This window comes from Streptomyces sp. NPDC051987 (assembly GCF_040680735.1).
In the GTDB taxonomy this organism is placed as follows: Bacteria; Actinomycetota; Actinomycetes; order Streptomycetales; family Streptomycetaceae; genus Streptomyces.
Genome location: NZ_JBFAXI010000159.1, coordinates 1 through 10,458 on the forward strand (window position 1 = coordinate 1; position 10,458 = coordinate 10,458).

At 68.9% G+C, this 10,458-nt stretch carries 11 protein-coding genes and 1 pseudogene; 4 read left to right on the plus strand and 8 right to left on the minus strand.

Translation table 11 applies throughout. The features are described 5' to 3' along the window. Positions 1–241 precede the first annotated feature (241 nt). Positions 242–1,144 (plus strand): transposase family protein, encoded by a 903-nt coding sequence (locus AB0M11_RS40110; RefSeq protein ID WP_365713687.1) that lies wholly within the window; start codon positions 242–244, stop codon positions 1,142–1,144. A 180-nt stretch (positions 1,145–1,324) separates the two neighbouring features. On the opposite strand, the gene AB0M11_RS40115 is transcribed toward AB0M11_RS40110, so the two are convergent. Next, the gene (locus AB0M11_RS40115) at positions 1,325–1,477 is read right to left on the minus strand and encodes a hypothetical protein (RefSeq protein ID WP_365713707.1); all 153 of its coding nucleotides are present in this window, start codon (positions 1,475–1,477) and stop codon (positions 1,325–1,327) included. A gap of 327 nt (positions 1,478–1,804) precedes the next feature. Continuing rightward, positions 1,805–2,005 (minus strand): annotated as a pseudogene (locus tag AB0M11_RS40120) (hypothetical protein); the annotation flags it as partial. A gap of 27 nt (positions 2,006–2,032) precedes the next feature. Between AB0M11_RS40120 and AB0M11_RS40125 the strand changes: the two are divergent. Together AB0M11_RS40125 and AB0M11_RS40130 are read left to right on the plus strand one after the other, a co-directional pair. Beyond that, positions 2,033–2,641 carry a TetR family transcriptional regulator gene (locus tag AB0M11_RS40125; protein ID WP_365713689.1) on the plus strand — a complete coding sequence of 203 codons (609 nt, stop codon included), beginning with the start codon at positions 2,033–2,035 and terminating at the stop codon, positions 2,639–2,641. 348 nt (positions 2,642–2,989) lie between these two features. Continuing rightward, on the plus strand, positions 2,990–3,262 hold the full coding sequence (locus AB0M11_RS40130; protein ID WP_365713691.1) for a hypothetical protein: 273 nt from the start codon (positions 2,990–2,992) through the stop codon (positions 3,260–3,262). Positions 3,263–3,345: 83 nt separating this feature from the next. On the opposite strand, the gene AB0M11_RS40135 is transcribed toward AB0M11_RS40130, so the two are convergent. Then, the gene (locus tag AB0M11_RS40135) at positions 3,346–4,197 is read right to left on the minus strand and encodes a PaaX family transcriptional regulator C-terminal domain-containing protein (RefSeq protein WP_365713693.1); all 852 of its coding nucleotides are present in this window, start codon (positions 4,195–4,197) and stop codon (positions 3,346–3,348) included. A 140-nt stretch (positions 4,198–4,337) separates the two neighbouring features. Between AB0M11_RS40135 and AB0M11_RS40140 the strand changes: the two genes are divergently transcribed. Next, positions 4,338–6,110 (plus strand): CocE/NonD family hydrolase, encoded by a 1,773-nt coding sequence (locus AB0M11_RS40140; RefSeq protein WP_365713695.1) that lies wholly within the window; start codon positions 4,338–4,340, stop codon positions 6,108–6,110. A 769-nt stretch (positions 6,111–6,879) separates the two neighbouring features. Here the strand turns inward: AB0M11_RS40140 and AB0M11_RS40145 are convergent. The 5 genes from AB0M11_RS40145 to AB0M11_RS40165 form a co-directional block, all read right to left on the minus strand. Continuing rightward, positions 6,880–7,278 (minus strand): SRPBCC family protein, encoded by a 399-nt coding sequence (locus AB0M11_RS40145; protein WP_365713697.1) that lies wholly within the window; start codon positions 7,276–7,278, stop codon positions 6,880–6,882. A gap of 56 nt (positions 7,279–7,334) precedes the next feature. Then, positions 7,335–8,795, minus strand: coding sequence for an aldehyde dehydrogenase family protein (locus AB0M11_RS40150; protein ID WP_365713699.1), 1,461 nt, complete (start codon positions 8,793–8,795; stop codon positions 7,335–7,337). 46 nt (positions 8,796–8,841) lie between these two features. Beyond that, entirely contained in the window at positions 8,842–9,246 is a 405-nt protein-coding gene (locus tag AB0M11_RS40155; RefSeq protein WP_365713701.1) for an SDR family oxidoreductase, read from the minus strand. Positions 9,247–9,271: 25 nt separating this feature from the next. After that, the gene (locus AB0M11_RS40160; RefSeq protein WP_365713703.1) at positions 9,272–10,120 is read right to left on the minus strand and encodes a fumarylacetoacetate hydrolase family protein; all 849 of its coding nucleotides are present in this window, start codon (positions 10,118–10,120) and stop codon (positions 9,272–9,274) included. Next, the coding region (locus AB0M11_RS40165) for a fumarylacetoacetate hydrolase family protein (RefSeq protein WP_365713705.1) at positions 10,117–10,458 on the minus strand (342 nt) is incomplete at its 5' end. The genes AB0M11_RS40165 and AB0M11_RS40160, both read right to left, overlap by 4 nt.

The window sequence follows — 10,458 nt, forward strand, 5'->3', positions numbered from 1 at the left end:
TCAGCCCGCCCCCTTGCGCATACCTCATGCGGTCGGCATACCGCAGGGATCATGAGACGTCAGCCCCTACGACACCACGCTTTGAAGGTCAGTAACGACGGGGAATGAGAAGCTCTGTCCCCAGCGGGGCAGCGACCCGTGAAGGTCCCTCCAAATTCGGTGAGTTGTGAAGCGAACCTGGGCCCGTGCGGCCTGTTCCCATCCCGCCCCGTCCGGCATCTCGCGTGCACACCTGAGCGGGTTGCTCGAAGAGATCCATCCGAGGTGGCAGGCACGGCGTGAGTCCATACTGCACAAGCAGCGAGGTGGGGAACGCAGGCGCGCGGCAGGAGCCGGGCGCAAGCCGAAGCTAGAGTTCGTCGACCGGGCGCTGGTCACGCTCGTCCACCTGCGGCTGGATATGCCGCATGCGGCGCTGGCCGAGCTATACGACGTGGACCGCTCCACGATCTCCGCCGCCATCCGCGACGTTCGCTCCCTCCTCGCCGCTCGCGGATTCGCCATCCCCGAGCGGCCCGGCCTACGCATCCGCACCCTGGAAGACCTGTTCGCCTACGCCGGAGCCGAGGGCGTGGACCTGCGGATCGACGGCACCGAGGTGCAGGTCCGCCGCCCGCGTGCGGGCCACCCCGGCCGCATGGCGTTCGTATCAGGCAAGAAGAAGCAGAACACCATCAAGACCACCACCTTCAGCGACGCCCAGGGCCGCACCCTGTTCAGCGGGGTAGTGCGGCCGGGCCGCATGCACGACCAGACCGCTGTGCGCACCGAGGGCATCGCCGAGCAGCTCCGCCGGCACCCGAGGGTGCGTGCCGAGGTCGACGAGGGCTACCGGGGCCTGGCCAACGAGTTCCCCAACCAGGTCAGCGCCCCGCCGAAGAACCCGAATGGCGACGCGCCGCTGGGCGAGCACTACGCCTGGCGCGAGCAGCGCCGCCGCCAGTCCTCCGCCCGGATCTGTGTAGAGCACACCAACGCCGAATACAAGCAGTGGCGACCTCTGCAGCGATTCACTGGCCGCCGCGAGTCCTATACCGAGACCCACCTCGCGATCGCCGGGCTGGTCTCCGACCGCTCCGCCATGCGGGCGACCCGGCGAAAGCCGAGCACGGAACTGGCGCTGGTCCAGCAGACTGCCTGCTGATCATGCACCAGCCCGATCACCAGGCGAGCATGCCTCAACATCAATTTCCCCCGAGGTCGTAAGCGATGGAGGAAATCTCACGGCGTCACGGGATGCCTCGAACGAGGGTTGCCCACCTGCCGACTTCCCACGATCACGCTCTCAACCACCCGCCCACAACCCTTGCGACTCTAGTGTTCATTAGGCGGAGCCAAGCTGCCGGGTCTTCCGGACCGGCATCGTGTGGTTCACGGTCGCGGCCGCCCCGGCCGACCAGCCCAGAAGCATGGATCCGCCGTCGACATCGACCAGGTCCGGTTCTCCGAGTCCGGCCGGTTCGCCTGCGATCTTCATGTCGACACCGAACTGGCTGGTCCAGAAGCAGGAGGGAAGCGCCCGGCGCAGCCACGTCCTCCCCCAGCAAGGCGGCCGATGCCACCCGCGCCTGCTCCACCGCGTCGGTCCGGTGAGGCCGACGGCGAGACCCGCGGACCACGGCCACGTCCCCTGCCGCCACGATGTCGTCCGCGACGCGGTAGGGGGCGTGCGGCTTCCGGGTGGTCTCGGAAGACGCGGGGTTGGTGGGATGCGGAAGTCGAGGGCGGGCCGGTATCTGATCTTCTGGTAGCAGCTTTCCGCACCGACAAGGACGACGGCGAGGCGGTTGTCCTCGTCGTCCCGGAGTTCACGGATGAATTCGAAGGTGCGGGTGTCGAGCCACTGTGCTTCGTCGATGACCAGGACGCGGGGTTTGAGGCGCAGGGTGGTGTGGGGGGGCGAGGTCGTCGAGGTGGCTGTTGACGGCGAAGGTCTTGCCGAGGCCGACGCCAGACCCATTCGCTCAACAGGCGTAGAGTGATGATGTGTGTGCAGATATGGCATGCTCACCAGCCGTGAAGGGAGTGTGTGATGTCTGAGACCTCGTCCTCCGTGAGGGCACAGCGTCGCGCCCGTACACGGGCGGCCATTCTGGATGCCGCACGGCGGGAGTTCGCCCAGCGCGGTTACCAGAAAGCGACGATTCGAGCGGTAGCCGAGCAGGCGGGGTGTGACCCGTCGTTGGTGATGCAGCACTTCGGCAGCAAGCAGAAGCTCTTCAGGGCTGCGGCGCAGCTGGACCTGGATATGGCGGCGGTGTCGGCGGGGCCGGTCGAGGGGCTCAGTGAGCGGCTGGTCCGCCTGGTGTTCGAGCACATGGACGAGCGGCCGGAAATCACCGCTTCCACGCTCCGGTCCATGCTCACCCACGATGAGAGTGCCGAAGAGGCGCTGAAGTTGTTCAATTTGGACGAGATGACACACCGCCTTGCTGCTGCGGATGCGTCCAACGATGAATTGACCGATCTGCGCGGTCAGTTGATCGGAGCGTTGACCCTCGGTGTCGCCATCACGCGCTACGTGCTGAAGTTCTCCGCCGTCGACCGGGCCAGCGTCGATGATCTCGTCGCGTGCCTGCGACCAGCCGTCGAGGTGCTACAGCCGGCCCTGCGACAGCAGGGCGATCAGGCGGCGGGATGAGGCGCTGAGTCCGTCATCCGCCTTGGCGCCGGGACTGCTTCGGTGCTGATGTTCTCTGCCTTCCTTCCGACCCGAGAGCCGCAGCCCACCACAGTCAGCCCAGATTCGGGCGCGGTCCGGCTCGCACAGCCTGGACCTGCGACGGGCACGGACTACGACGTTCGAGGACGACGCCGCGTCCTGGCCCGACAAGCTGCGCCTGGACGGCTTCGTCTATGACGAACTGATGCCGTTGCCGACGGCCGGGACGCGACTGCCGTGGCTGGCTCGTGACGCGTATCAGCCTCAGCCTTAGAGAAGCTGGCCGCGCGCTACCGCGCGGTGGGGCGTGACGGCGAGTCGCGGCGGGTGCTGCTTGCCCAGCAGCGGCGGCGACGTGAGGCGGCGGGCGTGCCGGCGAAAGCATGGGGCCTTCTCCAGGACGCAACGGTCGGCTACGGGTATCGGCCGTGGCCGGCCGGGCTGTGGTTGTTGGGCCTGCTCGCCGCCGGATCGGTCTACTTCGCCTCCCACCACCCCGCGCCGCTGGGCACGGGCAGACCGCATTTCAACCCGGTCGCCTACACGCTCGACCTGTTGGTGCCGGTAGTGAGCCTCGCCAGGCGCTGGCCTATGGACTGATCATCAGTGGCTGGACACTAGCCACGACGCTGGTCGCCGGGGTCACGCGCATACTGGTGCGGCCCTGAGACAACAGAGCGTCCTCAGTAGCTATGTGCGCGCACCAGCTGTTGCAGCTGTTCTTCTGCGAGTGGACCGATATGTGTCTCAAGGCGCCGGAACGTCTGGCTCGAACGCTGGGCGGGCCAGTCATCGCCGAGGTGGGTGGCGGGCAGTCCGGGGTCGGTGCGCAGCAGTCGGCCCCAGTCGTCAAGGAGCAGCAGTAGTTGTGACAGGGGTTCGGCGGTCAGTGGATCTGCGTCTTCCCAGCGGCTGAGGAAGTCGAGGTGCGCCGCACGCAGGGCGTCGGGATCCCAGGCCGCGTGTGCGAGTTGCGCTGGGCTGCTGGGCCCGGTCGGGACACCGTGGAACGCCTGTACCAGGCCCAGCGCCTCCGCGGGGAAGATGTCGCCCAACAGTTCGTCGACGTCGATCCGGCCCGGGGCAACCCACAGGTTGGCCTGCACCATGCCGAAGCCTGCCCACGACAGCCTGTTGTGGAGCTGGTAGCGCACCTTGCGCAGGCTCTCCGGGACCGGACAGTTCAGGATTGTCCAGCCGCACTCTGCGTGGTCGAACGGCGTGGGCGAGAACATCCGCGCCCGCCCCTGGCGCAGCAGTGCGATGGCGTCCGCGGTCGGCTGGAAGGCGCTGGCACGGCCCTGTTTGTGCCGGACGAGCAGGCCGCGGCCGACCAGGCGGTTCAGGGTCGTGCGGGTGGCCGAGGCGGAGACGCCGAGCTTGCCGAGCACCGTCAGGAACACCTGCGTGGGGACGGGCTGCCCGGACTCCTGCACTGTCCGCGCCCGGCCGAGTACGTGCAGACCGAGGAGGCCCATGACGAGCCCCTGGGCGGGGGCCGAGGGGGCGGTCTCGTCATCTGCTGATGCGCTCATGCAGGTGATCGTAACGGATCCGAAGACCAAAGTTATGCATCTTTTGGTGTTGACGCCAAATAGTGCGTCATGTTTGGTTGGTGGTGTGGCTTCGAGACGCACCCGCCGGGTGGGCGGCCACGGAAACCAGGTGATGCGTGATGGACGGGCATGAGCAGAACAGCCACGGCATCGAGGTGTTGTACCGACCGGCCAACCCACTGGAGGAGTGCGATCCTCCGGTCCCGGCCCTCGCACCGGGGACCCGGCTCATCCCGGCCGGCAGCGTCCACGCCGAGGGTGCGCGTCCCGTTCCGGTCGACATCGAGGTCTTCGAGGACGTGGCGATTCCGCTGCGTGACGGCGTGACGCTGTACGGCGATGTCTACCGGCCCGCCGGTGCCGGTCCGCTCCCCGCGGTGCTGATCTACACCCCGTACATCAAGCGCGGCGGGCACTTCAACACGACCTTGTCCGCCACCCGGTTCGGAGTTCCGGCAGGCGATGTCTCCGGCCTGCAGCCGGTCGAAGCGCTGGATCCGGCGTACTGGTGCGAACACGACTACGCGCTGGTCGTGGTCGACGCACGCGGCACCGGTCATTCCGGCGGCGACATGCTCTTCCACGGCCGCGCGGAAGGCCGGGACGCCTACGACACGGTGGAGTGGATCGCCGCCCAGGAATGGTCGACGGGCAAGGTGGCGATGGCGGGCAACTCCCAGCTGGCCATGGTGCAGTGGGCGGCCGCAGCCCTGCGTCCGCCGCACCTGACGGCGATCGCGCCGTGGGAGGGACTGACCGACGTCTTCCGTGACGTCGTCGGGCGTGGCGGCATCCCCGACGTGGTGTTCCACGACAACGACATCATCGCCTTCCTGTACGGCACCGGCCGGTTCGAGGACCTCGGCCAGATGGTGCACCGGTATCCCCTCGACAACGCCTACTGGGCCGACAAGCGCCCCGATCTGTCCGTCGTGGACATTCCCGCCTACGTGGTGGCGAGCTGGAGCAACCCGATCCACACCCGCAACACGCTCAAGGCGTTCGAGCAGCTGCCGTCGGAGCGGAAGTGGCTGCGGCTCCACAACACCCAGGAGTGGGTCGACATCGCCACTCCGGAGAACGTCGACGACCTCAGGCGCTTCTACGACCGCTACCTCAAGGACGAGGACAACGGCTGGGAGTCCACCCCGCGCGTCCGCTACGCCGTGCTGGACCCGGGCGGCAAGGACATCGTCGACCGGACCTCGGACTCCTGGCCGCCCGTGCGCCCGACGCCGACGACGCTCCACCTCGACGCCGCGACCGGCAGCCTGACGCGGGAGGCGCCGGCATCGGAGTCGTCCGTGTCCTACACGTCGACGGACCCGACGGCGTCCGCGAGGTTCCGCTACACCGTTGAGCGGGAGACCGAGCTGCTCGGACCCCTCAACGTACGGCTGTGGGTGCAGACGAGCGAGGGCAACGACCTCGACCTGTTCGCCGCCCTCTACAAGACCGACGCCGACGGAAAGCCGCTGTACCACTTCGTCTTCCCCGCGCTGAAGGAGTTGACGCAGTCGCTCGGACAGGACGGCAAGCTCCCCTCCGCGCTCGCCTACTCCGGTCCGCTCGGCCGGATCCGGGCCTCCCACCGGGCTCTCGATGCGGAGAAGTCGACGACGCTGGAGCCGTACCTTTCTCACGAACGCGAAGACCTCGTCGAACCGGGTGTCGCCGTGCAGCTCGATCTCGGACTGTGGCCGACCGGAATGCTCATCCACCCCGGGGAGACTCTGGTACTCGAAATCGCGGGGCATTTCGCGGGACCGCTGACACCCCCGCGAACGGGCGAGTCCCCCGATGTCGAACTGCCCACGCGCAACGCCGGAACGCACACCATCCGCACCGGCGGCCGGTACGGCTCCCGCCTCTTCCTGCCCGTGGTGTCCTGACCTGCTCGGGCACAGGTGAGGGTCTCCGCCAGAGGCCCGCAGACGTCGCAGCCAGGTCGGTGCCGGGCCTCTCGGCACCGACCTGGCTGACCGCTGGACCGGGCAGCTGCTGCCGGACGGCGGGTGGGCCCTGAGACCGGCGGTCTGGACGTGAGTGACGGTGCCGGTCTGCGTCCCGTCCGGCCGCACAACGTCCGGCATGGCTGGTCCACGTCCACGATGCCGGCCGCCGCGTGGGCCGCGCCCCGCGTCGTAAGGACTGTCTCGTCGCGCTCGCCATCTGATGGAGACGCCACCGTATGTCGGCGTCTCCGCCGCGGTGCTCCGACCGTGGTCCGAGATGGCCTGGTCGACGGCACGCCGGGCATAGGCGGTTTCACCTCCCCGCCGTCGTCGTCAGCGAAGCCTTGAACAAAGGCGTCAGCATGCCGGAGGCTGCCCGACTGTCGCGGCGGACGACACCCGGATGACGGAATCCGGCACCCACTTCCTCGGCGTGATCGATCCCTGTGTGGGCGGGCATCTGCCGACTTCGGCCGTTCATGAACCCCATTGGGTGTGCCCGGTCGGCGCACTCGACAGAATGCTGGACTCGCCCGTCCACGGCCTACGACACGATCGGCCTGTTCGTGGTGGCCGTAGGTGGCGGAGCAGGGCTGACCGCCTCGCACAGCGGTGCGGGCCGGGTCAGGTGACCCGGCCCGCACCGGAGTGTCCGGCCGCGTCAACCGCCGCCGGCCAGGCTCCCACTTCGTGCGCCCATGACAAGTCAGGGGTGTGCGGCGAAGTAGAGGGCGATGCCCGCGATCCCCTCGCTCACGGCTCCCCCGACGATGGGTGCCAGGGCCTCGGGAAGGATCTCCTGGCTGTAGACCACACGTGAACCGTCCCCGTCGGGAAGCACGTCGATGGTGCCCAGGTGGAACTCGATGGGCTGGGGCATGCCCTCGACGAACCGGTACTGGAACCGGCGCAGTTCGTCGTTCTTCGTCACCACGAGGGATTTCATCGTCATCCCCCCGGGCCCGCGCAGGTGGCGGTGCGTGCCGTCGAAGTGTGCCTCCTCCACGGCCGGGAACCACTCGGGAATCTTGCTCACGTCGGTGAGGACGGCCCAGACGCTGTCGGGGTCCTGCTTGACCCTGGTGTCGAAACGGAACGTTGCCATGGGAGCTCCTTGGTTGTGGTGATGACCGCTTTGGGCAGGCGCCGTGCGCGGCAGGATCAGAAGGGGTAGTGGGAGTGCTCGGTGGCGAGGGTGACCCAGCGGGTGTTCGAGAAGGACTCGATGCCCCAGCGTCCGCCGAAGCGGCCGTAACCGGAGGCGGCAAACCCACCGAAGGGGGCCTGCGGTTCGTCTCCCACCGACTGGTCGTTCACGTGCACGATGCCGGTGCGGATAGGGCGTGCCACCTTCAGCCCGTGGGTGCCGTTCTCGGTGAGGATGCCGCAACTGAGGCCGTGCTCGGTGTCGTTGGCCATGGCCACGGCCTCGTCGTCGTCCGCGAAGGCCCTGATGGCGACGACCGGTCCGAAGGCCTCGGCGTGGTGCAGTTCCGCGTCCTCGGGCAGGTCGGTCAGCACGGTCGCCGGATACCGGGCCCCGTTCGGCGTGCCACCGCCGGTCAGGAGGCGCGCGCCCTTGCCGACGGCATCCGTGACCAGGGCGGAGACCCGCCGCGCGGCGGCTTCGTCGACCAGTGGGCCGATGACGGTGGCGGGCAGGTTCGGGTCGCCGCTCGGGAGTCCGGCGACCTTCGCGGTGAACCGCCGGGTGAACTCGTCGGCGAGTGCGGTGTGCACCAGGATGCGGTCGGCGCACATGCAGATCTGGCCGGAGTTCATGAAGGCGGCGAACGCGGCGGCGTTCACGGCGTGGTCGAGGTCGGCGTCCTCCAGCACGATCACGGAGTTCTTGCCGCCGAGTTCCAGCACGGCCGGCTTGAGGTGCTCGGCAGCGAGGGCACCGATGATCCGCCCGACGCCGGTCGAGCCGGTGAAGTTGACGGCACGGACCCGCGGATCCGCGATCAGTGTCCGCGCGATACCGGCGGCGTCCGCTTTGTCGTTGGTGATGACGTTGAGGACGCCGTCGGGCAGTCCCGCGTCGCGCAGCACGTCGGCGACGAACAGGCCGCACGCGATCGGGGCGTCCTCACTCGCCTTGACCACGACGGTGTTGCCCGCCGCGAGCGGAGCGGCGACCGCCCGGGTGCCGAGGATGACCGGCGCGTTCCACGGCGCGAAGGCGGCCACGACGCCGAGGGGTTCGCGGACGCCGAGACTGAGACCGCCCGGCTCCTGGGTGGTGAGCACATCCCCGCGCGGGGCGGTGACCGCGGCGGCGGCCTCGCGCAGCATGCCGGCGGCCACCCCGATGTTGAACAGCGCCCATCCCCGGGTCCCGCCCACCTCGCAGGCCATCAACTCCACGACCTGCTCGCCGCGCTGTTCCATGAGGTCCGCCGCCCGCAGGAAGATCTCCCGGCGGGCGAAGGGCGCGAGCGCCGCCCACTCGGCGAAGGCGGCATCCGCCGCGTCCACCGCGGCCCGCACGTCCTCGGGGCCGGCCGCGGCGACCCTCGCGTACGGCTCGCCGGTCCAAGGGCTGATGTCGGCGGTGGTCCGCCGGGACACGGCCGGGGTCTCCTTGCCGCCGATCAGAAGGTTACGGTCCAGTGCCACGAGGTCGTCTCCCTTTGTTGTTGCACCTGGTGCGCATTTCTGCAGGTCAGGCGCCGATCATGGTGAAGCCGCCGTCGGCGTTGAGGTAGACGCCGGTCATGTGGGCGGCGGCGTCGGTGGCCAGGAAGAGGGCGGTGCCCGCGAGTTCGGCGGGGCCCGGGATGCGGCCCATCGGCGCCTTGGCGATCATGTCCTCGCGGCGGCCGGACCTCGAGTCCGCACGGCCGCGCAGCTTCTCGGTCTCGATGAAGCCGGGCGCGAAGGTGTTGACCCGCACAGCGGGGGCGAACGCCTGGGCATAGGACTTGGTGATACCGAGGATGCCGTACTTCGCGGCGGCGTACTGCGGAGCCCGTACGGCGATCTCGGCGCCGTAGCCGGTGCCCGCTCCGGTGACCAGGACGGTGCGGCCTTCGAAGCGGCGGGGCGGCGAAGGGGGCTGCTCGGACACGAGGGGTCCTTTCCTCGGACGGTGCTCAGGACGCGGGTGCGGTGAAGTGCTGGCGCACCTCGCCGATTCCCTCGATCCGGGTGACCAGTTCGTCGCCCTCGGTGAGGTAGCGGGGCGGGGTGCGGCGGTTGCCGACTCCGGCGGGTGTGCCCGTGAAGACGAGATCGCCGGGGAGAAGGGGCACGACGGCGGAGAGCCGGGCGATGAGCTCGGGAACGGGGAAGATCATGGATTTCGTGCGGTCGTGCTGCACGACCTCACCGTTCAGCAGCCCCGTGATCTCCAGGTCGTCGGGATCGCCGAACTCGTCCGGAGTGACGAGGACCGGCCCGGTCGGTCCGAATCCGGGAAAGGACTTTCCCAGACTGAACTGGGCGGGCCTGCCTTGTAGTTGGGTGATCCTCTCGGACAGGTCCTGTCCGATGGTCAGTCCGGCGACCGTTTCCCACGCGCGGTCGGCGGGCACCCGGTGAGCGGGCCGGCCGATCACCGCGACCAGCTCGGCCTCCCAGTCGACCTTGCCCGCGGGAAGTTCGACCGTCGTGCGGGGGCCCGTGACGCAGCTCGGGAACTTGGTGAACACCAGCGGCTCGTCGGGCGGAGTGAGTCCGGCCTCAACAGCGTGCGGGGGGTAGTTGAGGGCGACGGCGAAGACCTGCCGGGGGCGCGGTACCGGTGCGCCGAGTGCGGTGGGCTCGACGTCGATGTCGTAGGCATGGTCGGGCAGGGTAAGTGCCCACTCGCGCAGATGGTCCCAGTTCTGCAGCAGGACCATGGGGTTGGGGTGCAGCCGGCCCTTCGAGGCCCAGCGGATGTCCGCGGCCCGGTCGCCGCGGACAAGGACCGCTCGGCCGTTCAGCAGACCGAGTCTCACCAGTCCACCTTCTTCGGTACGGGCGTGCCGTGCCCCTGCTCCCAGCTGACGATGGGGTTGCGCAGGACGCCGAGGCGTTCGACCTCGGCCTCGACGACGTCACCCGGCTTGAGGTACATGTCCGGATCGCCGCTGAAGCCGGCGACGCCCTGCACGGTGCCGGTGGTGATCAGGTCGCCGGCGCTGTAGCCCTGCGGGGAGTGGTAGGCGACCAGGTGCGGGATGGAGACGGACATGCGGCTGGTGTTCGACTTCTGCCGGACCACGCCGTTGACCCGCAGCTCCATGTCGAGGTTCTGCGCGTCCGGGATCTCGTCGGCGGTGACGATGTACGGGCC

Bases quoted from the DNA above. Each gene is read 5' to 3' on its own strand.
- AB0M11_RS40115 (WP_365713707.1), bottom strand. From the start codon at position 1,477: ATGAAGATCGCAGGCGAACCGGCCGGACTCGGAGAACCGGACCTGGTC.
- AB0M11_RS40125 (WP_365713689.1), top strand. From the start codon at position 2,033: ATGTCTGAGACCTCGTCCTCCGTGAGGGCACAGCGTCGCGCCCGTACA.
- AB0M11_RS40135 (WP_365713693.1), bottom strand. From the start codon at position 4,197: ATGAGCGCATCAGCAGATGACGAGACCGCCCCCTCGGCCCCCGCCCAG.
- AB0M11_RS40140 (WP_365713695.1), top strand. From the start codon at position 4,338: ATGGACGGGCATGAGCAGAACAGCCACGGCATCGAGGTGTTGTACCGA.
- AB0M11_RS40145 (WP_365713697.1), bottom strand. From the start codon at position 7,278: ATGGCAACGTTCCGTTTCGACACCAGGGTCAAGCAGGACCCCGACAGC.